At 69.8% G+C, this 22,437-nt stretch carries 19 protein-coding genes and 1 pseudogene; 10 read left to right on the top strand and 10 right to left on the bottom strand.

Going from position 1 to position 22,437, the window contains the following annotated elements:
* Positions 1-3: 3 nt before the first annotated feature.
* On the bottom strand, positions 4-1,173 hold the full coding sequence (locus E3U26_RS09190; protein ID WP_036751456.1) for an efflux RND transporter periplasmic adaptor subunit: 1,170 nt from the start codon (positions 1,171-1,173) through the stop codon (positions 4-6).
* 160 nt (positions 1,174-1,333) lie between these two features.
* Entirely contained in the window at positions 1,334-1,552 is a 219-nt protein-coding gene (locus E3U26_RS09185; protein WP_243786203.1) for a DUF1674 domain-containing protein, read from the bottom strand.
* A gap of 54 nt (positions 1,553-1,606) precedes the next feature.
* On the opposite strand from E3U26_RS09185, the gene E3U26_RS09180 reads away from it, so the two are divergent.
* From E3U26_RS09180 to E3U26_RS09140, 9 genes are all read left to right on the top strand, one after another.
* The gene (locus E3U26_RS09180; RefSeq protein ID WP_276242983.1) at positions 1,607-2,878 is read left to right on the top strand and encodes an RsmB/NOP family class I SAM-dependent RNA methyltransferase; all 1,272 of its coding nucleotides are present in this window, start codon (positions 1,607-1,609) and stop codon (positions 2,876-2,878) included.
* A 30-nt stretch (positions 2,879-2,908) separates the two neighbouring features.
* Positions 2,909-4,558, top strand: coding sequence for a heparinase II/III family protein (locus tag E3U26_RS09175; protein WP_276242984.1), 1,650 nt, complete (start codon positions 2,909-2,911; stop codon positions 4,556-4,558).
* Positions 4,559-4,598: 40 nt separating this feature from the next.
* Positions 4,599-6,188, top strand: coding sequence for a bifunctional phosphoribosylaminoimidazolecarboxamide formyltransferase/IMP cyclohydrolase (gene purH, locus E3U26_RS09170; RefSeq protein WP_036751464.1), 1,590 nt, complete (start codon positions 4,599-4,601; stop codon positions 6,186-6,188).
* A complete protein-coding gene (gene lspA / locus E3U26_RS09165) occupies positions 6,188-6,880 on the top strand; it encodes a signal peptidase II (protein WP_072461359.1) in 693 nt (230 codons plus the stop codon). Before purH ends, lspA begins: the two co-directional genes overlap by 1 nt.
* A gap of 31 nt (positions 6,881-6,911) precedes the next feature.
* Entirely contained in the window at positions 6,912-7,484 is a 573-nt protein-coding gene (locus E3U26_RS09160; RefSeq protein WP_036751466.1) for a DUF3035 domain-containing protein, read from the top strand.
* Positions 7,485-7,579: 95 nt separating this feature from the next.
* Positions 7,580-8,962: a M16 family metallopeptidase gene (locus E3U26_RS09155; RefSeq protein ID WP_243785931.1), complete on the top strand. Its 1,383-nt coding sequence runs from the start codon at positions 7,580-7,582 to the stop codon at positions 8,960-8,962.
* Entirely contained in the window at positions 8,959-10,272 is a 1,314-nt protein-coding gene (locus E3U26_RS09150) for a M16 family metallopeptidase (protein ID WP_114536266.1), read from the top strand. The genes E3U26_RS09155 and E3U26_RS09150 overlap by 4 nt, the downstream gene beginning before the upstream one ends.
* A 43-nt stretch (positions 10,273-10,315) precedes the next feature.
* Positions 10,316-12,133 carry a DNA mismatch repair endonuclease MutL gene (gene mutL / locus E3U26_RS09145; protein ID WP_243785932.1) on the top strand — a complete coding sequence of 606 codons (1,818 nt, stop codon included), beginning with the start codon at positions 10,316-10,318 and terminating at the stop codon, positions 12,131-12,133.
* 233 nt (positions 12,134-12,366) lie between these two features.
* Positions 12,367-12,738 (top strand): DUF3775 domain-containing protein, encoded by a 372-nt coding sequence (locus E3U26_RS09140; protein ID WP_036751474.1) that lies wholly within the window; start codon positions 12,367-12,369, stop codon positions 12,736-12,738.
* 200 nt (positions 12,739-12,938) lie between these two features.
* Here E3U26_RS09140 and E3U26_RS09135 read toward each other — a convergent pair whose 3' ends face one another.
* The 5 genes from E3U26_RS09135 to E3U26_RS09115 all read right to left on the bottom strand — a co-directional run bounded on the left by E3U26_RS09135 (position 12,939) and on the right by E3U26_RS09115 (position 17,968).
* Positions 12,939-14,126, bottom strand: coding sequence for a PQQ-dependent sugar dehydrogenase (locus tag E3U26_RS09135; protein WP_243785933.1), 1,188 nt, complete (start codon positions 14,124-14,126; stop codon positions 12,939-12,941).
* A gap of 67 nt (positions 14,127-14,193) precedes the next feature.
* Complete coding sequence (locus E3U26_RS09130; protein ID WP_499104752.1) at positions 14,194-15,249, bottom strand: saccharopine dehydrogenase; 1,056 nt, start codon at positions 15,247-15,249, stop codon at positions 14,194-14,196.
* A gap of 23 nt (positions 15,250-15,272) precedes the next feature.
* Complete coding sequence (locus E3U26_RS09125; protein ID WP_243785935.1) at positions 15,273-16,124, bottom strand: C40 family peptidase; 852 nt, start codon at positions 16,122-16,124, stop codon at positions 15,273-15,275.
* The gene (locus E3U26_RS09120) at positions 16,121-17,518 is read right to left on the bottom strand and encodes a leucyl aminopeptidase family protein (protein WP_243785936.1); all 1,398 of its coding nucleotides are present in this window, start codon (positions 17,516-17,518) and stop codon (positions 16,121-16,123) included. The genes E3U26_RS09125 and E3U26_RS09120 overlap by 4 nt, the downstream gene beginning before the upstream one ends.
* A gap of 72 nt (positions 17,519-17,590) precedes the next feature.
* Positions 17,591-17,968, bottom strand: a complete 378-nt coding sequence (locus tag E3U26_RS09115; protein ID WP_181820476.1) for a hypothetical protein — start codon at positions 17,966-17,968, stop codon at positions 17,591-17,593.
* Between the two features lie 145 nt (positions 17,969-18,113).
* Here E3U26_RS09115 and E3U26_RS09110 point away from each other — a divergent pair, with 145 nt between their 5' ends.
* Positions 18,114-18,764, top strand: coding sequence for a carbonic anhydrase (locus E3U26_RS09110; protein ID WP_036751485.1), 651 nt, complete (start codon positions 18,114-18,116; stop codon positions 18,762-18,764).
* Positions 18,765-18,863: 99 nt separating this feature from the next.
* Here E3U26_RS09110 and E3U26_RS09105 read toward each other — a convergent pair.
* The 3 genes and pseudogenes from E3U26_RS09105 to flgK form a co-directional block, all read right to left on the bottom strand.
* Positions 18,864-19,965, bottom strand: a pseudogene (locus tag E3U26_RS09105) (flagellar basal body P-ring protein FlgI).
* Positions 19,962-20,981, bottom strand: a complete 1,020-nt coding sequence (locus tag E3U26_RS09100) for a flagellin family protein (protein WP_499104750.1) — start codon at positions 20,979-20,981, stop codon at positions 19,962-19,964. The pseudogene E3U26_RS09105 and the gene E3U26_RS09100 overlap by 4 nt, the downstream one beginning before the upstream one ends.
* Positions 20,978-22,435: a flagellar hook-associated protein FlgK gene (flgK, locus tag E3U26_RS09095; protein ID WP_499104749.1), complete on the bottom strand. Its 1,458-nt coding sequence runs from the start codon at positions 22,433-22,435 to the stop codon at positions 20,978-20,980. Before flgK ends, E3U26_RS09100 begins: the two co-directional genes overlap by 4 nt.
* Positions 22,436-22,437 lie beyond the last annotated feature (2 nt).

Raw genomic sequence — 22,437 nt, 5'->3', positions numbered from 1 at the left:
GCCCTAGCCTTCCCCGCGCTCGTCCATCTCGCGCACGACGCCCTGGGCGTCGATGGTGACGGGGACGGTGGCGATCTCGGCGCCGGCGCGCAGGTTTTCCAGCCCGTCCACGATCAGCTGCTCGCCCGGATTGATGCCCTGGGTGACGATCCAGCTGTTGCGATAGCTGCCCTGCTCGCTCAGCGTGACCTGCTGGGCCTTGCCGTCGCGGGCGACGAAGGCGGTCAGCGTGCCGTCCGAGGCGCGGCTGGTCGCGCGCTGCGGCACCAGCACGGCGCGGGTGGTGCCCAGCGTCAGCTTCACCCGCAGGAACTGGCCGGGCAGGATCATCCGGTCGGGATTGTCGAATTGCAGCCGGATCGGCACCGTGCCGGTGGTGGGCGAAACCGCGATGCCGGGGCTGACGATCCGCCCCTCGCCCTGGTATTCCTCGCCGGTCTCCAGGATCAGCTGGGTCGTCACCCCGCTGTTGACGACCAGCTGGCCGGCGCTGATGCGCGCCCGGTTGCGCAGCATGCGGGCGCTGGATTCCGAGACGTCGACATAGATCGGGTCGAGCTGGGTGATGGTGGTCAGCGATTCGGACTGGCTCGCCGTCACCAGGTCGCCGACCGAGACCGCCGCCACATCCGCCACGCCGTCCAGCGGGCTCTTGATCTCGGTGCGCTGCAGGGCCAGCCGCGCCGCATCCCGCGCGGCCTCGGCCGATTTCAGGTCTGCCTCGGCCTGTTTCAACGACACCTCGGCATTGGCGCGGTCCACGGCCGAAACGCCCGAACCCTCCAGCCGGCGATAGCGGGTGACGGTGTTCTGCGCCTGGGTCAGGCTGGCCTCGGCCCCGGCGACGGCGGCCTCGGCGGCGGCCAGCGCCGCGGCCAGCGTCTCGGGGTCCAGGCGGAACAGCACGTCGCCGGCCTTCACCGGCCTGCCGGGATCATAAGAGATTTCAAGCACTTCCCCGCCAACCTGCGGCCGGATGCCGGTCTGCTGATAGGCGATGGCGCGGCCGGGCAGGGTGACGGTATAGGGCACGTCCTCCTCGGCGGTGGCCACCACGCCGACCTCGGTCGGGCCCTGCGCCCCGCCCCCACCCGGACCCTGCTGCGCGAAAGCCTGCCCCGCCAGCATGATCGCCAGCGCCGCCCATCTCATCATCCCCTGCCCAGAGGCCATCTGCCGTTCCTTGCGGTTTTGGTGGTTGGCGCATTGTTTAGACGCCGAACCCCAATGGCAAGTAAACGGCCGGCTCACCGCCGATCACGGATTCGCCAGCGGCACCGGCCTTCACCGTTTCCCAAATACTCATGCGACCGCATGCGCAGGCGCGGCGGCATCAGAAATCGACGCAGAGGCCCTTCTTTTCGTAATCGCCATAGCGCACCGGCTCGGGCCCGTCGCGCCCGCCCAGCTCGACCGGCAGGTCCAGCGGCTTCGCCTTGCGGCGGCGCTCTTCGGCCTCGGCCAGCGCGCGTTGCGCGGCGGGCGGAAGATCGGCGGGCGGAAGATCGGCGGGCGGAAGATCGGCGGGCGGCAGATCCTTGCGGTCGGTCATGGCGGTTTCCCCTGCTTCACGCTAGACGGGATCAATCTAGGCAAGGGGCAGGCTTTGGACAAGTCACAGGGCAAGACGGTCAGGGACGGGGCACGCAAGGGCGCGCTGCGCCTGCTGGCCGCGGTGGACGAGGGCGCGACGCTGGACGAGGCGGCGGCGCTGACCGAGCGCCTGTCGCCGCCCGACCGCGCCCGCGCCCGCCGCTTGGCGCTCGAGGTGCTGCGCCGCGCCGACCGCGCCGACCTGCTGCTGGCGCCGCTGCTGGCCCGCCGCCCGCGCCCCGAGATCATGCGCATCCTGCGGCTGGCCACCGTCGAGATGCTGGCCCTGGACGAGGCGCCGCATGGCGCGGTCAACGCCGCCGTGGCGCTGGCGCGGTCCTCGGGGCCAAAGGGGCAGGCGGCGGCCGGCATGGTGAACGCGGTGCTGCGCAAGATCGCCGGCGCCGCCCCGGCCTGGGCCGCGCTTTCGCCGCAGAAGATGCCGCCCTGGCTGCGCGCGCCCGTCGTCGCCGCCTGGGGCGAGGATACCGCCCGCGCCATCGAGGCCGCGCATGAGGCCGGCGCGGCCCTGGACCTGACGCCCAAGGGCGCGGATTGCCCCGGCGAGGCGCTGCCCACCGGCTCGCACCGGCTGCCTGCCGCCGCGCAGATCTCGGCCCTGCCCGGCTATGCCGAGGGCGACTGGTGGGTGCAGGACGCGGCCGCCGCGCTGGCGGTGCGGTTGCTTGATCCGCAGCCCGGCGAGGCGATCGCCGATCTTTGCGCCGCGCCGGGCGGCAAGACGCTGCAGCTCGCCGCCGCCGGGGCCGAGGTGACGGCGGTGGACATTTCCGAGCCGCGCCTGGCCCGCGTGGCCGAGAACCTGGCGCGCTGCCGGCTTTCCGCCCGGCTGGTCGCGGCGGATGCGCTGGACTGGCGGCCGGACGCGGCCCTGGACGCGGTGCTGCTGGATGCGCCCTGCTCGGCCACCGGCACCATCCGCCGCCATCCCGAACTGCCGCGCATCCGCGACGGCGAGGGGCTGGCCGAACTGACCGGCTTGCAGGCGCGGCTGATCGACCACGCGCTGTCCTTGCTCAAGCCCGGCGGACGGCTGGTCTATGCCACCTGCTCGCTCCTGCCCGCCGAGGGCGAGGCGCAGCTGGCCGCCGCCCTGGCCCGCCATCCCGGCCTGGCGGTCGAGCCGCCCCGCGCCCCCGGCATCGAGCCGGGCTGGATCACGCCCCAGGGCGGCTTGCGGCTGCGCCCGGACCTGTGGCCGGAACGCGGCGGCATGGACGGGTTCTTCATCGCGCGCTTGCGGAAATCCGCCGAGCGGACCTAAGGTTGCGCCGTCCTAGTGAATGCGTTGCCCATGACCGATAGCACCGTCGCGCCCAGGGGATTCCTGCGCCGTCCCGAACCCAAGGCCATCGGCCATCCCGGCCGCGGCGAACAGATCGCCGCGGGCACCCTGCACCTGGGCGGCATCACCCTGTCGGGCGATTTCTTCGCCGCCGACCTGCCCGCCAGCGTCGCGGCCGAACTGGCCGGCTTCGGCTGGCTCGACGACCTTGCCGCCGTGGGCACGCCCCGCGCCCGTGCCATCGCCCAGGACCATGTGCTGCGCTGGCTGCGCCGGCACCGCCAGCCGCAGCCCGAGGCGCCGGAATGGGCGCCGCAGGTCGCCGGGCGGCGGGTGCTGCGCTGGATCTTCCATGCCGGGATGATCCTGCCGGGGCTGGACCGCGACGGGGCCGAGCCCTATTTCCGCGCCCTCGACCAGCACCTGCTCCACCTGCGGGACAAATGGTTCGACAGCACCGACGGGCTGTGCCGGATCGAGGCGCTGGCAGGGCTTGCCATCGGCGCCATGTCGCTGCGCGACCGCCAGGCCCTGGCGCAGCCGGCGCTGATCGCCCTGGCCGAAGAGGCGGACGCCATGGGCGTCGCCACCCTGTCCGAGGCCCGCGCGCCCGAATCGCTGCTGGAGGCGATGGCGCTTCTGGTCTGGGCGCAGGAGGTCGCCGAAGAGGTGGGGCTGGAATGCCCGCCCGAGCTGCGCGCCATCATCGCCGAGATCGCGCCGATCCTGCGGGCGCTGCGCCATGCCGACGGCGCGCTGCCCAGCTTTCACGGCGGCGGGCGCGGCGCGGCCGGGCGGCTCGACCGCTGCCTGCGCGCGGCCGAAGGCCCGGCCCTGCCGGTCAGCGGGCTCGCCATGGGCTTTGCCCGCATGGCGCGAGCCCGCACCACGCTGATCCTGGATGCCGCGCCGCCGCCCGGCGGTCCGGCGGCGATCCGCGCCCATGCCTCGACCCTGGCCTTCGAGCTGACCGTGGCGCGCCAGCCGCTGATCGTGAATTGCGGCCCCGGCGACGGCTTCGGCCCGCTGTGGGCCAGGGCCAGCCGCGCCACGCCCTGCCATTCGGCGCTGTGCCTGGCCGGCCTGTCCTCGTCGCGGCTGAACCCGAACCGGCAAGAGGGCGAGCCCGACATCCTGACCGAGCGTCCCGACCTGGTCTGGGCCGGCGATTGCGACGCGCTGGGCAACCTGACCGCCCCGGATTGCGGCCCGGCGCATTCGCCGGAACCCGCGCATCTGCTGGCCGGCCATGACGGCTGGCTGGCCAGCCACGGGCTGACGCATCTGCGCGAGCTTTGGCTCGATCCCGACGGCATGGGCCTGCGCGGCGAGGATTCGCTGGCGGCGCTGGACGCCAGCGCCCAGGCCCGGCTGGACCAGGTCCGCCCCGAGGAAGGTCTGGCCTTCGACATCCGCTTCCACCTGCATCCCGAGGTCCAGGCCCGCCAGCAGGGGCAGGAAATCCACCTGACCCTGCCGAGCGGCGAGGAATGGCTGTTCAGCCATGACGGCGTGGGCCAGCTGCGGCTGGAGGCGTCCTGCCTGCTCGACCGCGCCATGGCCGAGCCGCGCCCCTCGCGGCAGATGGTGATTTCCGCGCATCTGCTGGGCCGGGCGATCCAGATCGGCTGGACCTTGGCGCGTTCCGGGGGTAGGTGACGGGCCAAATCCGCCATCCACCGCACGGGGCCTCCGACCGATGACCGACCGCATTCCGCTGAAGCGCGCGCTGATTTCCGTTTCCGACAAGACCGGGCTGATCGACTTTGCGCGGGCGCTTTCGGCGCGGGGCGTCGAGATCCTGTCCACCGGCGGCACCGCCAAGGCGCTGCGCGAGGCGGGGCTGAGCGTGGTGGACGTGGCCGAAGTGACCGGCTTTCCCGAGATGATGGACGGCCGCGTCAAGACGCTGCACCCGGTGGTCCACGGCGGCCTGCTGGCGCTGCGCGACAACGAGGAACACATGGCCGCCGCCCGGTCGCACCGGATCGGCATGATCGACCTGCTGGTCGTCAACCTCTATCCGTTCGAGGCGACGGTGGCCAAGGGCGCCGCCCATGACGATTGCATCGAGAACATCGACATCGGCGGCCCGGCGATGATCCGCGCCGCCGCCAAGAACCACGCCTTCGTGACGGTGGTGGTCGATGTCGAGGACTATGCCGCCGTGCTGGCCGAGCTTGACGCCAACGACGACCGCACCAGCCTGGCCTTTCGCCAGCGGCAGGCGCAGATCGCCTATGCCAGAACGGCCGCCTATGACGCCGCCGTCTCGACCTGGATGGCCGGGGCCATCGGCGAGGAAACCCCGCGCCGGCGCAGCTTTTCGGGCCAGCTGGCGCAGACCCTGCGCTATGGCGAGAACCCGCACCAGTCCGCCGCCTTCTACAAGGACGGCTCGGACCGGCCGGGCGTCGCCACCGCGCGGCAATGGCAGGGCAAGGAACTCAGCTACAACAACATCAACGACACCGACGCGGCCTTCGAGCTGGTGGCCGAGTTCGACCCGGCCCAAGGCCCGGCGGTGGCGATCATCAAGCACGCCAACCCCTGCGGCGTGGCCCGCGGCGACAGCGCCGTCGATGCCTACCGGCGCGCCTTCGACTGCGACCGCACCTCGGCCTTCGGCGGCATCATCGCGCTGAACACCACGCTCGACGGCGAAACCGCGCAGGCGATCACCGAGATCTTTACCGAGGTGGTCATCGCCCCCGACGCCACCGACGAGGCGAAAGAGATCTTCGCCGCCAAGAAGAACCTGCGGCTCTTGACCACCGGCGGGCTGCCCGACCCGGCGGCGCCTGGGCTGGCCTTCCGCCAGGTCGCCGGCGGCTTCCTGGTGCAGGGCCGCGACAACGGCCGCATCCTGCGCGCCGACCTGAAGGTGGTGACGAAGCGCCAGCCGACCGACCAGGAACTGGCCGACCTGCTGTTCGCCTGGACCGTGGCCAAGCATGTGAAATCGAACGCCATCGTCTATGCCCGCGACCTGGCCACCGTCGGCATCGGCGCCGGCCAGATGAGCCGCGTCGATTCGACCCGCATCGGCAAGCGCAAGTCCGAGGACATGGCCGAGGCGCTGGGCCTGGCGCAGGCGCTGACCATCGGCTCCTCGGTCGCCTCGGACGCCTTCTTCCCCTTCGCCGACGGGGTCGAGGCGCTGGCGGCGGCGGGCGCGCGGGCGGTGATCCAGCCCGGCGGCTCGATGCGCGACGCCGAGGTGATCGAGGCCGCCGACCGGCTGGGCCTGGCCATGGTCTTTACCGGCCAGCGGCATTTCCGTCACTGATGGCCGAGACCGCGACCCCCAAGCCGCGGAAAAGCCCGGCGGCCCGCAAGCGGCGCGGCAAGAAGCCGCCGCCGCGCGTCGGGCGCAACGTGGCGCTGGTGGCGGGGCTGGTCTTTGTGCTGGACCAGGCGCTGAAATACCTGGTCGTGCATGTGCTGCGGCTGGACCAGCTGCGCGAGATCGACGTGATCGACCCCTGGCTGAACCTGCGCATGGCCTGGAACCAGGGCATGAACTTCGGCCTGTTCGCCAGCGATGTCGAGGTGATGCGCTGGGTGCTGATCGCCATCGCGCTGGCCGTCTGCCTGTGGGTCGGGATCTGGGTCGGGCGGGCCAAGCCGTCGCGCTTTGCGCAAGCCTCGGCTGGGCTGCTGATCGGCGGGGCGCTGGGCAATGTCGTGGACCGGCTGACCTATGGCGCGGTCGCGGATTTCCTGAACATGTCGCTGCCGGGCTGGCGCAACCCCTACAGCTTCAACGTGGCCGACATCGCCATCTTCCTGGGCGCGATGGGGCTGGTGCTGCTGCCGCCCGAGCGCAAACCCGAGCCGAAGAAGCGCCGCGCCCCGGCCAAGCCGCGGGCGCCCAAGCCCCGCCCCGCGAACGGCGAACGGCCCTTGGCCGGCGACGAGGCGCAGGCGGAACTGGCGCTGGACGACAAGACCCGTGACGAGGCCGGGAATACACGCTAAGAACGGGCCGGACGAACAAGAGGGACGCAAGATGCGGGCGATCGCGCTGACCATGACCACGCTGCTGCTGGCCGCTTGCAGCAGCGATCCGCGTCTGATGAACACCAACGCCGGCCGCACCAGCCCGGACGAATTCTCGATCCTGCCGACCAAGCCCTTGCAGATGCCGGCCGACCTGAACGTGCTGCCGCCGCCGACGCCGGGGGGCGGCAACATCACCGATCCGACGCCCCATGCCGATGCCGTGGCGGCGCTGGGCGGCAATCCGGGCCAGCTTGCCGCGCAGGGCGTCGGCGTCGCGGATGCCGCGCTGATCGCCCATGCCTCGCGCCTGGGCCGCGACCCGGCGATCCGCCAGACCACCGCGCAAGAGGATCTGGCCTGGCGCAGCCGCCATTCCCGCCGCGCGCTCGAGGTGCTGGCGCGGACCAATGTCTATTACCGCGCCTATGAATCGATGACGCTGGACAGCTGGTCGGAACTGGAACGCTGGCGCCCGACCGGCGTGCAGCTGCCCGCCGCGCCGCCTCGCGGCATGAGCAACGGCGACGTCGCCGCCCGGCCCAGCGTGGTGGACCGGGTGCCGATCCTGCGCGAGGACTGATCGCGCCCCGATCACGCCGAGATGAGGGGCGGCAGGCTTGCGCGCGACCCCGCGCAAGGGCAGGTTCGTGGCGCGACCCCGAACCGGAGCCTGCCATGACCATCCTGACCCGACTTGCGCCCCTTGCGCTGCTGCTGGCCGCATCCCCCGCGCTGGCCGAAATGCCCAAGGGAATCAGCCATTTCACCCTGGAAAACGGCCTGGAAGCCGTGGTGATCGAGGATCACCGCGCCCCGGTCGTGGTGCAGATGCTGTGGTATCGCATCGGCTCGGCCGACGAGCAGCCCGGCAAGTCCGGCATCGCGCATTACCTGGAACACCTGATGTTCAAGGGCACCGACAAGCTGGGACCGGGGGATCTCAGCAAGACCGTGACCGCCAATGGCGGCATGGACAACGCCTTCACCAGCTACGACTTCACCACCTATTTCCAGCGCATCGCCAGCGACCGCCTGCCGCTGATCATGGAGATGGAGGCCGACCGCATGGCCAATCTCAAGATCGGCGAGGACGACTGGCAGGCCGAGCGGCAGGTGGTGCTGGAGGAACGCTCGCAGCGCACCGACAGCGACCCCGGCGCGCAATTCTCGGAAGAGCGCAGCGCGGTGCAGTTCTACAACCACCCCTATGGCCGCCCGGTGATCGGCTGGCGGCAGGAGATGGAGGGGCTGACGCGCGAGGATGCCATCGCCTGGTATGACGCGCATTACGCCCCGAACGTCGCGGTGCTGGTCATCGCCGGCGACGTGACCCCCGAAGAGGTGCGCGAACTGGCCGAGAAATATTACGGCCCCGTCCCGCCCAAGCCCGACGCCGCCCGCCAGCCGCGCCCGCAAGAGCCGATCCAGCGCTCGCCCCGGCGGATGGAGCGGGTCGACCCCCGCGTCGCCCAGCCGGTGATGATCCGCACCGTGATCGCGCCCGAACGCAACCGGGGCGAGCAGCAGCAGGCCGCCGCGCTGACCGTGCTGGCCAACCTGCTGGCGGGTTCCAGCCAGACCTCGGTCCTGGCCCGCGACCTGGTGCTGACCGGCAAGGCGCTTTACGTGAATGCCTCCTACGACGGGTTCGCGGTCGATCCGACCACCTTCGGCATCTCGATGGTGCCGGCGCCGGGGGTGGAGAATGCCGAGGCCGAGGCGGCGCTGGACGCGGCGCTGGCGCAATTCCTGGCCGAGGGCCCCGACCCGGCGCAGCTGGAACGGGTCAAGACCCGGATCCGCGCCGCCCGCATCTATTCCCAGGATTCGGCGCATGGCCGGGCCTATGACTATGGCCAGGGCCTGGCCACCGGCCTGACCATCGAGGACGTGAACGACTGGCCCGACATCCTGGCCGCCGTCACCACCGAGGACATCCGCGCCGCCGCCAGGCTGGTGCTGGAAAGCAAGGCCAGCGTCACCGGCTGGCTGCTGCCGCCGCCCGAGGAGCCGCAACCCGTCGCTGCCGAAGCCGCCAATCCGGGAGAAGCCGAATGATCCGCGCCCTTGCCACCCTTGTCTTCGTCGCCCTGGCCAGCCTGCCTGCGCGCGCCATCGAGATCCAGGAGATCACCTCGCCCGGCGGCATCAAGGCCTGGCTGGTCGAGGATCACTCGATCCCCTTCACCGCGCTGTCGCTGATGTTTCGGGGCGGCGCCAGCCTGGACGCGCCGGGCAAGCGCGGCCAGATGAGCCTGATGACCGCCCTGCTGGAGGAGGGCGCGGGCGAGATGGACTCGGTGCAATATGCCGAGGCGGTCGAGGGGCTGGGCGCGCAGAACCGCTTCGATGTCGGCGACGATGCGCTGACCGTCAACGCCCGCATGCTGACCGAGAACCGCGACCAGGCGGCCGAATTGCTGCGCCAGGCGCTGGCCGAGCCGCGCTTCGACCCCGATGCGGTCGAGCGGGTGCGGGCGCAGTTGCAGGCGGTCATCCGGTCCGAGGCGACCAGCCCGAACGCTATCGCCAGCAAGGAACTGGCGCGGCTGGCCTGGGGCGAGCATCCCTATGCCACCTCGATCAACGGTACGCGCGAAACCGTGGCCGCGCTGACCCGCGACGACCTGGTCGCGGCCAAGGACCGCATCCTGGCCCGCGACCGCGTGGTGGTGGCCGCGGCCGGCGACATCACCGCCGAGGAACTGGGCAAGCTGATCGACGCCGTGCTGGGCGGGCTGCCCGAACAGGGCTCGGCCCCGCTGCCGGACAGGGCCCGGCTGCAACTGACCGGCGGGGTGACGGTGATCGACTGGGACAGCCCGCAGACCGTGGTCAGCTTTGCCCAGCCCGGCCTGCCCATGTCCGACCCGGATTACTTCGCCGCCTTCGTCGCCGATCACATCCTGGGCGGCGGCGGCTTTTCCTCGCGCCTGATGGACGAGATCCGCGAAAAGCGCGGGCTGACCTATGGCGTCAGCACCGGCCTTGCCAACGGCGTTTATGGCGAGACCTGGCAGGGCGGCATGGCCAGCGCGAACGACAAGGTGGCCGAGGCGGTCGGCCTGATCCGCCAGGAATGGGACCGTTTCGCCAAGGGCGGCGTCACGGAAAAGGAACTGGCCGATGCCAAGACCTACCTGACCGGCGAATATGCGCTGCGCTTCGACGGCAACGGCAAGATCGCCGGCATCCTGGCCGGCATGCAGCTGATCGGCCTGCCGGCGGATTACGTCAACACCCGTAACGGCAAGATCGAGGCGGTGACGGCCGCGGACGTGCAGCGCGTGGCGCAGCGCCTGCTGCATTCCGACCAGATCCGCTTCGTGCTGGTCGGCCGGCCGGAAGGCATCGACGCGACCAACTGACGAATCCTTTCCCGCCGCGCCGGGAAATGCTAGATCTGGGGGCATGAACACCCACGCCCCCAAGATGCGTCCCGTCATCCGGCAATTGGACGAGGCCGCGGCCAACCGCATCGCCGCCGGCGAGGTGGTCGAACGCCCGGCCTCGGCCGTCAAGGAACTGGTCGAGAACGCGCTGGACGCCGGCGCGACGCGGGTGGACGTGGCCATCGCCAAGGGTGGCAAGGCGCTGATCCGCGTCAGCGACGACGGCTGCGGCATGACGGCCGAGGATCTGCCGCTGGCGCTGGCCCGGCACGCGACCAGCAAGATCGACGGCAGCGACCTTCTGGACATCCGCAGCTTCGGCTTTCGCGGCGAGGCGCTGCCCAGCCTCGGCGCCGTGGGCCGGCTGTCGATCACCAGCCGCGCCGCCGGCCATGACGGCGCGCAGATCGCCGTCACCGGCGGGCGCATCGGCCCGGTCAAGCCGGCGGCGGGCAATCGCGGCACGGTGGTCGAGTTGCGCGACCTGTTCTTTGCTACGCCGGCGCGGCTGAAATTCCTGCGCACGGACCGGGCCGAGACCCAGGCCGTGGCCGAGGCGATCCGCCGCCTGGCCATGGCCGAGCCCTATGTCGGCTTCACGCTGACCGACGAGGACGAGGGCCGGGTGCTGTTTCGCGCCGATGCCGAGCAGGGCGAGCTGTTCGGCGCCCTGCAGACCCGGCTGGCCCGCGTCATGGGCCGCGATTTCATCGACAACGCGCTTGCCATCGACGCGACGCGGGACGGCATCACCCTGACCGGCTTTGCCGCCCTGCCGACCTACTCGCGCGGCGCGGCGGTGGCGCAGCATCTTTACGTCAACGGCCGCCCGGTGCGCGACAAGCTGCTGACCGGGGCGCTGCGGGCGGGCTATATGGACGTGCTGGCCTCGGGCCGGTATCCGGCGGCGGTGCTGTTTCTGACCTGCGATCCGCACCAGGTCGACGTGAACGTGCATCCTGCCAAGGCCGAGGTCCGCTTTCGCGAACCGGGCATCGCCCGCGGGCTGGTGGTCAGCGCGCTGCGCCATGCGCTGGCGGGGGCGGGGCATCGCGCCTCGTCCACCGTGGCCGCGGCGGCGCTGGGGGTGGCGCGGCCCGAGTCGGAGCAGCCGCGCCGCTATCAGGCCAGCTACGCGCCCGCCCGCCCCTCGGGCCCGGCCATCGCCGCCAGCCTGGCCTTTCAGGCGCCGGGCTTTGCCGAGGCGCCGACCGCGCGGGTCGAGCCCGAACCCGAAGCCCAGCCCGAGCCTGCGGCCGAGGCGCCGCTGGGCGCCGCCCGCGCGCAGCTGCACGAGAACTGGATCGTCGCCCAGACCGCCGACGGCATCGTCATCGTCGATCAGCATGCCGCGCATGAACGGCTGGTCTATGAGCGGCTGAAGGCGCAGCTTGATGCCAGCGGCATCGCCAGCCAGGCCCTGCTGATCCCCGAGATCGTCGAGCTGTCCGAAGCCGACGCCCAAAGCATCCTTGCCATCGCCGATGAGCTGGCCGCGCTGGGACTGGTGATCGAGCCCTTCGGCGGCGGCGCCATCGCGGTGCGCGAGGTGCCGGCGCTGATCCAGCGCCTGGACGCCCGGCGGCTGATCCGCGACATCCTGGACGACCTGGACGACCAGGGCACGTCCGAGCGGCTGCGGGCGCGGGTCGATGCGGTGCTGTCCTCGATGGCCTGCCACGGCTCGGTCCGCTCGGGCCGGCGCATGTCGGCGGACGAGATGAACGCGCTTTTGCGCGAGATGGAGCGGGTGCCGAAATCCGGCCAGTGCAACCACGGCCGCCCGACCTGGATCGAGCTGAAGCTGTCGGACATCGAGCGGCTTTTCGGCCGCTGAGCGATCCCGCCCGGCCGCGACCCGATGACGCAGGCGCGGCCGATGCCCGGCACCTTGGCCCGCCCCCCTGCCCCCGCTTGCAGCCGGGCCGGGCTTTTGCCCGCGCCTGCCGTCCTGCGCGGACCGCTCGGGGGGCCATGGCCGGCGCGCGGTCCATCATCGCGCCCGCTTCGATCCCGATTGACCCCGGCGCCGGTCGGGGCGACAAATGGACAGATCCCGGAGGTGCCGCCATGCTGGAAATCAGTCCCGAAAAGATCGCCCATGTCATCATCCGCGCCCGCGAATACGAAAGCGGCGTGAACCCCTGGGCGCATAGCGGGCATCGCAAGGGCCATGGCACCCAGACCGAACTGGCCGAGTTCATCGCCAGCCTGAACGAGGACGAGCAGGCCAGCCTGGTCGCGGTGATGTGGATCGGCCGCGACACCTTCGGCCCCGAGGATCTGGACGAGGCGATCGAGACCGCCAAGGCCGAGCGCAGCACCCCCACCCAGGATTACCTGATGGGCGAGCCGCAGCTGGCCGATTACCTGGAAGCGGGGATGGAGGCGCTTGGCATCTCGCCCGAGGATGCCGAGGACGCGTTGCAGCGCCCGGTCTAGGGTCCGGATCGTCGACAATCCTGTTCGGAAGCCGAGAGCCTGCGGAGGCAAGTGCAGGTTCCCGGTTCTCAGCCGATTGTGGCTGCCGTCTTGGTAGCGATCCCAGGCTTTTGGTCCAGTGTCGTGATCGGGACCGGCAATCGGCACCTTGCCCTACAGTGCGGCGACCGGGCCTTCTCCCGCGAAGGCGCACCCGGCCCTCAGCCGCGCGCCAGCCGGATCAGCTCGCCCCCATCGGTCAGGATCAGCAGCGCCCCGTCCGGCGCCAGTTCGATGTCGCGCACGCGGCCGATGCCCTCCAGCAGGCGCTGCTCTCCGCTCACGCGGTCGCCCTCGATGCGCAGCCGCACCACCGCCCCGGCCTGCAGGCCGCCGATCAGCGCATCGCCCTCCAGTTCCGGGAACATGGCGCCGCGATAGAACACCAACCCGCTGGGCGCGATCACCGGATCCCAGTAATAGACCGGCTGCTCCATCCCCTCGCGCTGGGTGATGCCCTGGCCGATGGGGCCGCCGCTGTAGTCCTGGCCATAGGTGATGACCGGCCAGCCATAGTTGCGCCCGGCCTGCGGCAGGTTGAGTTCGTCGCCGCCCTGCGGGCCGTGCTCGACCGTCCAGAGCCGGCCCTGCGGGTCCAGCGCCGCCGCCTGGATGTTGCGATGGCCCCAGGACCAGATCTCGGGCCGGGCCTGCCCCTCGGTGAAGGGATTGCCGGGCGCGGCGGCGCCGGTGGCGGGGTCGATGCGCAGCACCTTGCCCAGATGCGTGCCCAGGTCCTGCGCCAGCTGCCGCGGCTCGGGGCGCGAGCGCTCGCCGGTGGTGACGAACAGCTGCCCCTGCCGGTCGAAGACCAGGCGCGAGCCGAAATGCAGGGTCGAGGCCCAGGCCGGCTCCTGCCGGAAGATCACCCGCATCTCTTCCAGCGCGGTGCCCTCGGCCGACAGCCGCCCGGTGCCGACCGCGGTGGCGTTGCGGCCATTGCCGCGCGGCTCGGAAAAGCTGAACCAGACCTGCCGCGTGCCGGCGAAATCCGGCGCCACCGCCACGTCCAGAAGCCCGCCCTGGCCGCGGGCATCGACCTCGGGCATGCCCTGGATCGGCTGGGACAGCTGGCCGTCGCGGTAAAGCCGCAGCGTGCCGGTGCGTTCGGTGATCAGTAAGCCGCCATCGGGCAAAAGCGCCATGCCCCAGGGATCGCTGAGCCCCCGGATCAGCGGAACCCGGCTGATCGGGATCTGCTCGCGGATCTCGGGGGCGCGGGTCTGGCCGGGAAAGGCCGGGCTCTGCCCGCTGGCGTTCGGGGGACGGTCGTTCAACTCGGCCAGCGCCGGTGGGGCGGCAAGGCACAGGACAAGGCTGGCGGCAATGGCAGCGGGTCGCGTCATCATGGTCGCATCCGTCTGACTGGGGTTCGCGGCCCAACGTCCCGGCCGCCGCTTGCGTTCCCGGCCGACGTCAAGACGCGGCCAGATGGTCCCGGAACAACGCCCCTGCCCTGCCCCAGGCCCCCTCGTCGATGCGGTCCAGGCGCTTCAGCACCGGCAGCAGCTGCGCGGCATAATCCAGCGCGCTTTCGCGCGGCAACAGCGAGGGCAGGTTGTCGATCGCCATCACGTCCAGCGGCGGGCGCTCGGCCAGGCGGATCGCCGGCCGGTCCCAGTCGGTCGCGCGATCATAGACCTTGACCGGGTTGAAATCGCTGGAGGGATCGCAGGCAACATCGCCGATCACCGTCAGCGCCCGGCCGGGCCCGACCGCCTCGGGCGGCACCAGAACCGGGGTCTGCAGCCCGGCCAGGATGCAGTTGACGAACAGCTCATGCGCCAGGATCTCGGGGAAGGGGCCGCCCCCGGCCGTCTCGGCCATGTCCCATTTCGTGACCCGCACCCCCATGCGGGCCAGCAGGTCCGACGCGCCGCTGCCCACCCGCCCCAGCGCGCCGACGACGATGGCATGCGGCCGCGGCGCGCCGGTCGCGTCCAGTTCGGCACGCAGCTCGTCCTGCATCGCCTCTTGCGAGGGCCAGGCGGCGACCGGCCCGCAGAGGCTGCCGCGCCGCTGCGCCGCCCAGGCCTTCAGCGAGACGGCGGCCCCGGCAAAACCGGCCCAATAGCCGAAGGCCGCCAGCCGCCGGCCGCTCTCGTCGGTCAGGTATTCCAGGTCATACAGCACGCCGCCGCCGTCGCGAAACCGGCGCAGCAGCGCCAGCCCGGCCGGCTGGCCCTTGTAGGCATGGCCGAACATGATGTGGCGATGCGCCAGGGGCGTGCCATCCTCGGGCAGTTCCTTGAGGCCAAAGACGATGGCCTCGGCCGGGGCGCCGGGCCAGGAAGCCGCGGGCGCGATTTCGGCCCCGGCCGCGGCGTAACCGGCGATGGGCAGGATGCGATGCGGGCTTTCCTCGACCGTGACGCGGAAGCCCTGCGCAATCAACTCGCCCACGCCGGCGGGGGTGATGCCGACCCGCTGTTCATTGGCGCGGCTTTCCGCGCGGACCCAAAGATGAACCATGCGCGCCTCCTTTGCGGCCAAGGCTAGGGGAACGGCGCCTGCACGGCAAGCGAGGGCCGTCTTGCGCCGCGGAACGGTCCCTGCCCGGCCGCGTCGATGCGCGCGATGGCCTGGGCGATGGGCTCGACGATCACCGCCATGGCGAAGGCGGTGGCATGGATCATGCGCTCGCCGTCCAGCGCCAGGGCGACATGGCCGGGCCAGAACAGCAGGTCGTTGCGGCGGATCGGGCCGTCCGCCGGGGAAAAGGCCGCCTCTTGCAGGTCGCTGTCGCCGGGACAGGGCACGGCGCAGGCCGCCAGCGCAGCCTGCGCCAGGCCCGAACAGTCGATGCCGCAGCGGCTGTTGCCGCCCCACAGATAGGGCGTGCCCAGGAAACGCTCGGCCACCGTGGCGGGGTCGCGCTCGGCGCGGTCCGAGATATGCTGCGCCGGCACCCAGCCGCCCTGCGCCAGCCGGGCGAAACCGTCCCGCATGGCGATGACCGACAGCCGCGCACCCAGCGACAGCCGCATCGACTCGGGGGTTTTCATGTTCGGCTCGGCATAGACATGGGTGGCCGGGGCACTGACGCGATGGGTGATGGCCGGCATCTGCCGGCTCAGCCCCTCGGCCCGGACCCAGCCGCAATAGCCGTCCGCCCCCGCCTGCACGAAGGCCCAGCCCCCGGCCTGCTCCAGCTGCACCAGGTCGGCGCCGAAGTTCAGCTGGCGGTCGCGGGCGCCGCCGGGTGCGCGGCACAGATCGGCCAGCGGCGCGGCCAGCCGCATCGGCTGACCGGGCGTATAGGCCGGACGCTCCAGGATGCCGCGCAGGGTTTCCAGCGCGACCCGCTCGGTCGCCGGGGTCAGCCGGCGGTCGGCGGGCGCGGTCATCGCAGGATTTCCGGCAGGGCGTGCAGGATGGCGCGCATGGCCTGGCCCGCGCCGCCCTTGGGCCGGCCGGGCGCGGCACTGGGCTGCCAGCCATAGATGTCGAAATGCGCATAGGCCCGCGCCTCGCCGGCAAAGCGGCGCAGGAACAGCGCCGCAGTGATCGCCCCGGCAAATCCGCCCGCGGGCGCATTGTCCAGATCGGCGATGGCCGGCTCGATCATCGCCTCATAGGGTTCCCAGAAGGGCAGGCGCCAGACCGGGTCGCCATGGGCCCGACCGGCGCCCTGGATCGCGGCCGCCAGCGCGTCGTCGTCGCAGAAGAAGGGCGGCAGTTCGGGACCAAGCGCCACGCGGGCGGCGCCGGTCAGCGTCGCCATCGACACCAGCAACTCCGGCGCCTCCTCCTCCGCCAGCGCCAGCGCATCAGCCAGCACCAGCCGGCCCTCGGCATCGGTATTGTTGACCTCGACCGTCAGGCCCTTGCGGCTGGTCAGGATGTCGCCGGGGCGGAAGGCATTGGCGGAAATGGCGTTTTCCACCGCCGGGATCAGGATGCGCAGCCGCATGTCGCGATGCAGGCCCAGCCGGGCCAGGGTCTCGGCCAGGCCCAGCACATTGGCCGCGCCCCCCATGTCCTTCTTCATCAGCGCCATTGAGGCGGCCGGCTTGATGTCCAGCCCGCCGGTGTCGAAACAGACCCCCTTGCCGACCAGCGTCAGCCGCGGCCCCTCGCCCGGAAAGCGAATGTCGATCAGCCGAGGCGCTTGTGCCCCAGCCCGGCCGACGGCGTGGATCATCGGGAAGTTGCGGGCGATGAGGTCGTCGCCGCAGACCACCTCGATCCCGGCGCCATGCCGCCCGGCCAGGTCGCGCGCGGCCTGCTCCAGCTCGCCCGGACCCATGTCCGAGGCGGGGGTGTTGATCAGGTCGCGCGCCAGGTATTCGCCCGCGGCCATGGCGATCAGCCGGTCGCGGTCCAGCCCCTCGGGACAGACAAGCCGGGCGCCCGGCGCCTCGACCCGCTTGTAGCGGTCAAAGCGATACTGCGCGAAAAGCCAGCCCAGGGCGCCCAGGGCCAGATCGAACCCCTGCGGCCGATTCGCCAGGCGCCAGTTGCCGGCCGGCAGCGCCTCGGCCGCCCGCGCCAGCGCAAAGCGGTCCCGCGCCGGGCGATCCGTGGGCTGGGGACCGAGGCCGAACAGCGCGCCGCCAAGCCCGCCATCCGGCAGGGGAAGCAGGCAGACCTGCCCCGCCTTGGCCGCAAAGCCCTGCGCCCGGGCCCAATTCGCAGCCAGGGGGTCGATGTCGGAGGGCAGGTCGGGCCCTGCCTCGCCCGGCCGGACCAGCCAAAGCGGAAGCGAAGGGGCATCGGAATCGGCAAACTGGGGTATCATCGGCATGCTCGTGACCTTCTGTCCTTTGCGGCACCCTAGCGCCCAGGCCAAGGGCTGCAAGGGCGCGTTCGTTCAAGAGGTTTCCGGCGGATCCCACAGCTCGGTCAGCGACCGGTTGCCGATCCGTTCAAGCCTGCAGGTCGTGGCGGCCAGCGCCGGTTCGTCCTGGCGTTCCGCGCAAGCGCCGACATCGATGGCGACCCCCGCCAGGGTGACGAGCCCGACCTGCCAGGCCAGCCGCGAAAGCTGGTCGGCATTGGCAACGATGGCCCCCAGGTCGCCCCGCCGCGAAGCGGCCACCGTGCGGCCCAGCGCCAGCGCAAGCTGTTCCAGTGCCGCGCCGATGATCTGGCCGGCCGCGGGCTCGCCCAGTTCACGAACGATCTGTTCAAGCCTTTGCACGTCGATCCGAACCGTCTCGTCCATGCTCAGAACTGCAATCTTCGTCATTCCCGCTCCCATGTGGGCTTCCTGTCGCGCTGAGCCGCAAGCTGGCATCAATCCATCAAGAAAAGGTTATGAGGCGCGCGCTAAACCACTCGAACTTTATCGGTCCAGCCGCTATCACTCGTGCGATCGGTAGATGAGGATAGGAATGAAAGAAGCACGTCCACTGCCGCTGTATCTGGTCCAGCGCTACCACGGCTGGCGCGCCACAGCCTTTGTCGAAAATCGCGTCTGGTTTCGCCGTCTGGCCGAGGACGGCCAGCATCCCCGCGCCATGGTCATCGCCTGTTGCGATTCGCGCGTCCACGTGACCTCGATCTTCGGGGCGGATACTGGTGAATTCTTCATTCACCGCAACATCGCCAACCTGGTCCCGCCCTATGCCCCCGACGGCGAGCAGCACGGCACCTCGGCTGCGGTCGAATATGCGGTGAATACGCTCAAGGTCGCCCATGTGGTGGTGGTGGGGCATACCAATTGCGGCGGCGTTCAGGGATGCCATGCCATGTGTTCCGGCCATGCGCCCGAGCTTGAAGAGAAATCCAGCTTCGTCGGCCGCTGGATGGACATCCTGCGTCCGGGATACGAGCGCGTGGCGACACTGCCCCCTGAACAGCAGATCCGCGGACTCGAGCGGCAAGCCGTTCTCGTTTCGCTTGAAAACCTGATGACCTTTCCCTTCGTGAAAACCGCGGTGGAATCGGGGAACCTGTCCTTGCACGGGGTCTTGCACGACATCGCCGAGGGAACGCTGGAGCAATACGATCATCAGGCCGGGGGCTTCACGCCGGTCATCTGAACCGCCGCCCGCCGCCCCTGACTGGGCCAGCTGCAGGTGCGGACAGGGATCGCCAAGTGCCCGAAGCGCGGTCGCCCGCGATGGGCGGCTGTTCCGTTTTCAGTTCACGATGAATTCGGCGTGCAGCGCCCCGGCGGCATGGACCGCCTTCAGTATGTCGATCATGTCGCGGGGCCTGATCCCCAATGCGTTGAGCCCCGCAACCACCTCGGACAAGGATGATTCGCCGGATACTTCAGCAAAGCCGATCCCCGGCTCCTGGGTGATTTCGGCCTGCGTTCGGGGCAGAACCACGGTTTCTCCCGGAGAGAAGGGGTTCGGCTGCGACACGACGGGGGTTTCCCGCACCCGCAGGGTCAGGTTGCCCTGGGAAACCGCCACCCGCGAGATGCGCACATCCTCGCCCATGACGATAGTGCCGGACTTGTGGTCAATGACGACGCGAGCCGCTGTCTCGGGCTCGACGGTGATATTCTCGATCTGCCCCATCAGCCGCGCCGGGTTGACCCGACCCAAAACGGTCGAGTCGATCACGATGGTTCCCGAATCCACCAGTTCGGCCAGCCCACGTCCCAGCGTGCGATTGATCGCGGCCTCGACACGGGCGGCGGTGGTGAAATCGGGGTTTCTCAGCGCCAGGCGCAGGTTCGTCATTTGCGAGAAGTCGAAGGCCACTTCCCGCTCCACCCTGGCGCCCGAAGGGAGAGTGCCCGTCGTAGGCACGCCCTGGACGACCGAGGCGGCCGCGCCGGAAGCCTCGGCCCCCCCCTGCCAGGACCGAGCCTTGCGCGACGGCATATATCTCGCCGTCTGCCGCGTTCAGCGGCGTCATGACCAATGTGCCGCCAAGCAGGCTTTTCGCATCGCCTATCGCGGCCACGCTGACATCGATCTGCGAACCGGCGCGCGCGAACGGCGGCAGGGTGGCGGTAACGATCACCGCCGCCACGTTCTTGGGACGGAATGCTTCGTCAGTGACATTGACGCCCAGCCGCTCAAGCAAGCCGGCCATGATCTCTTCGGTAAAGGGCGAGTTTCGCAGGCTGTCGCCCGAACCGTTCAGGCCGACGACCAGGCCATAACCGACCAGGTCGTTGCCGCGGACGCCGTCGATATTGGCCAGATCCTTGATCCGAACCGGCGCAGCAAGGCCCGGAGCTGCAAGGCCGAACAGAATCAGCAGAAGATATAAGAACCTCATGACAGGTAATCCGTGAGGCTGAGCCGGGAAAGCCGGACCGTGATGGCATAGAGGCTTTGAATCTTCGCTTCGGTCTCTTCCAAAGCGGTGACGGCTTCCGCTGGGTCGGCGCCGATCATGTTCGTGCGCGCAATGGAAAGCGTTGTCGTTTCAGCCGAGTTTCTGGCCTGCGCCTGGGTGACGGCCGCCTGCTGTCGGCCCAGATCGGCGCGGGCGGTGGTCAACCCGAGCGTTGCCTTGGCCAGCCGGCCCCCCGCTTCGGAGAAGAGATCCCGCAAGGTCGCATCGTCGATTGCCGACCCGGCTTCGGACGCATAGGCCATCACGGCCATTCCCTTGAGCGTATCGCGCAGCTCCGCGGAATTGGCCGACAGATTGCTGTCGATCCGATGTTCGGGCGAGATCGAAAACCGGGTGCTGCCGTCATCGTCCCCCTGATAGACCGTGTCGGAAAAGCCCCCGGTTCCCTGGGGTGCGTCAAACCATGCGTCGATGCGGCTTGCGATAGTTGCCGCGGTGGTGGCACCAGCAACCGCGGTATTCAGTTCCGCGAGCATCGTTTCAAAACTGCCCAGCGCTGGACTGTCGGTTCGGTTGCCCCCAAACAAATATTGCCCGGCGGTGGTGGTGTTCAGGGTTTCGAACATCGACTGGAAATCCCGCTTGATGCTGTCGGCGCGCGCCCTAAGGTCTTGCTCTTCCAGAATATTACGTTCGGTCAGCACGCTGGGCCCCAGGTCGTCTACGACGGCTTGGATCTGCCCAAGCGCGGCCTGCATGCCCGCTAGCCTGTTTTGCGCCTCGGATGTGTTTTGCTGGAACGTGGTCAGCAGCTTCAGCCGGGATTCGATATGCGAAATCCCTGACAAATCGCCTGCCAGCGCTTTGGGAATATCCGCTTTGACCCCGGTCATCATTTCTTGGGTCAGCCGGTCCAGCCTGGCTTTCAGCCCCTGCTGCCCAAGCCGGAGTTGATAGGAACGGGAAAGGTCGCCGATGGAATGAAAAGGGGTCATGTCAGCCTCAGGATAGCATCCAGCATGTCATTTGCGGTCTGAAAGACCTTGGCATTTGCGGCATAGGCACGCTCCAGCGCGAGCAGGCCTTCCATTTCCTTGTCGCTGTCGACCCCTTCAGCCAGAAGGGCCGCCTGGAGGCCGGACTGGCGCGCGCTGCTTTGCATGGCGCCAGCTTCGGTTCGGATGCGATTCGTCGCCGCAACCGAGGTCAGGTCCGCCGAAAGGCCCTGCAGACTGCGCGGCACCGCGGACAAGCTGGTCGAAGCCGGCGAACGCGAGGCCGAGAGGGCCGATCCGAGCCGGTCAAGCAGCGTGCTTTCGCCAGAACTACCGGGGCCGGTCGCATTGATTCCGGCGCGAATCCGCCACAGTTGCCCGCCCGTCTCGGGGTTCACCGCCCAGGCAACGGCAATGCGGCCGGCGAAGCCGGTTTCATCGGCCGAACTGAAAGCGCCCTGGGAATCGGTGAACAGCCCTGGGTCGCCTGTGGCCAGAGAGGGGTCGATCGCGGGATCGGACAGCCTGTCGTATAAATCGCGGGCGAAAGCGTCGATCTGCTGCTGATAGGCCGGGGCAATCTGGTCGCGAATGGCAAAGTTCGCCTCCAGGCTGCCGCCGTTAAACATGGTGTGCTGCATATCGCCGAGCGGCTTTCCGTTCAGCGTCAGCCCGGAAAGCGCACCGCTGGCCTTGGACATATCGGCGGTGATGCTGGAGACGGCGCTGAAACCGATCCGGGCCGGCTCGGTCCCGTCCAAGAGAATGGCGCCACCGGAGGTGAACAAGGCGACCCGGCCATTCTCGCGCGGCACTTCCTTGATAGGCACGATATCCGATACGCTGTCTATGAGCGCCTGGCGCGCATCCAACTGCGACGAAGCGTCTTTGCCTTGTGCCGACAGGGTGACGATCTGCGCATTCAATTTCGCCACTTGCTCAAGCGCCGTATTCAGCCGCGCAACGTCATTTCCGATGGCCTTTTCCGCCTTGCTGCGCTCGGCCTGGATGGTGGCGGAGATGTCGTTGACCTTTTTTGCCAGAGCCGTGGCCGTATCCAGCACCACTGCCAGGCGCGTCTCGCTGTCGGGCCTTGCGGCCGCGCTGGCCAGGGCGGATTCGAAATCTGTCAGAGTTTGCACCAGCGAGGACGCCTCTGTTCCCGTGCCGAAGGCTTTCTCCATCGCGGCGTGATAGGTCGTCACGGTCCGGGATGAACCGACATCCGCCTGGGCCAAGCGATTATCGGCGATCAGCCCCGCCGTGACCATTCGGGTAACGCCGTTGATGCTGACGCCGCCACCCCGCTCGGCCAGGCGCGAGGACAGGTCGAGTTCCCTGCGCGCATAGCCCGGCGTCAGCGCGTTCGCGATGTTGGAGGACACGATTTCCGTGCCCCGCGAGGCCGCGGTCAGGCCCGAAACGGCATTGGAGATGGCGGACGAAAGGCTCATAT

The sequence above is a fragment of the Paracoccus ferrooxidans genome, from assembly GCF_029909815.1.
Lineage (GTDB): Bacteria > Pseudomonadota > Alphaproteobacteria > Rhodobacterales > Rhodobacteraceae > Paracoccus > Paracoccus versutus.
Note: the sequence above shows the minus strand (reverse complement) of the source record. Positions and strands in the feature narration are given on the sequence as shown.

Bases quoted from the DNA above. Each gene is read 5' to 3' on its own strand.
- E3U26_RS09110 (WP_036751485.1), top strand. From the start codon at position 18,114: ATGAAAGAAGCACGTCCACTGCCGCTGTATCTGGTCCAGCGCTACCAC.
- E3U26_RS09120 (WP_243785936.1), bottom strand. From the start codon at position 17,518: ATGATACCCCAGTTTGCCGATTCCGATGCCCCTTCGCTTCCGCTTTGG.
- E3U26_RS09155 (WP_243785931.1), top strand. From the start codon at position 7,580: ATGACCATCCTGACCCGACTTGCGCCCCTTGCGCTGCTGCTGGCCGCA.
- E3U26_RS09115 (WP_181820476.1), bottom strand. From the start codon at position 17,968: ATGACGAAGATTGCAGTTCTGAGCATGGACGAGACGGTTCGGATCGAC.
- E3U26_RS09160 (WP_036751466.1), top strand. From the start codon at position 6,912: ATGCGGGCGATCGCGCTGACCATGACCACGCTGCTGCTGGCCGCTTGC.
- E3U26_RS09190 (WP_036751456.1), bottom strand. From the start codon at position 1,173: ATGGCCTCTGGGCAGGGGATGATGAGATGGGCGGCGCTGGCGATCATG.
- E3U26_RS09175 (WP_276242984.1), top strand. From the start codon at position 2,909: ATGACCGATAGCACCGTCGCGCCCAGGGGATTCCTGCGCCGTCCCGAA.
- E3U26_RS09140 (WP_036751474.1), top strand. From the start codon at position 12,367: ATGCTGGAAATCAGTCCCGAAAAGATCGCCCATGTCATCATCCGCGCC.
- purH (WP_036751464.1), top strand. From the start codon at position 4,599: ATGACCGACCGCATTCCGCTGAAGCGCGCGCTGATTTCCGTTTCCGAC.
- mutL (WP_243785932.1), top strand. From the start codon at position 10,316: ATGAACACCCACGCCCCCAAGATGCGTCCCGTCATCCGGCAATTGGAC.
- lspA (WP_072461359.1), top strand. From the start codon at position 6,188: ATGGCCGAGACCGCGACCCCCAAGCCGCGGAAAAGCCCGGCGGCCCGC.
- E3U26_RS09130 (WP_499104752.1), bottom strand. From the start codon at position 15,249: ATGGTTCATCTTTGGGTCCGCGCGGAAAGCCGCGCCAATGAACAGCGG.
- E3U26_RS09135 (WP_243785933.1), bottom strand. From the start codon at position 14,126: ATGATGACGCGACCCGCTGCCATTGCCGCCAGCCTTGTCCTGTGCCTT.
- E3U26_RS09125 (WP_243785935.1), bottom strand. From the start codon at position 16,124: ATGACCGCGCCCGCCGACCGCCGGCTGACCCCGGCGACCGAGCGGGTC.
- E3U26_RS09150 (WP_114536266.1), top strand. From the start codon at position 8,959: ATGATCCGCGCCCTTGCCACCCTTGTCTTCGTCGCCCTGGCCAGCCTG.
- E3U26_RS09100 (WP_499104750.1), bottom strand. From the start codon at position 20,981: ATGACCCCTTTTCATTCCATCGGCGACCTTTCCCGTTCCTATCAACTC.
- flgK (WP_499104749.1), bottom strand. From the start codon at position 22,435: ATGAGCCTTTCGTCCGCCATCTCCAATGCCGTTTCGGGCCTGACCGCG.
- E3U26_RS09185 (WP_243786203.1), bottom strand. From the start codon at position 1,552: ATGACCGACCGCAAGGATCTGCCGCCCGCCGATCTTCCGCCCGCCGAT.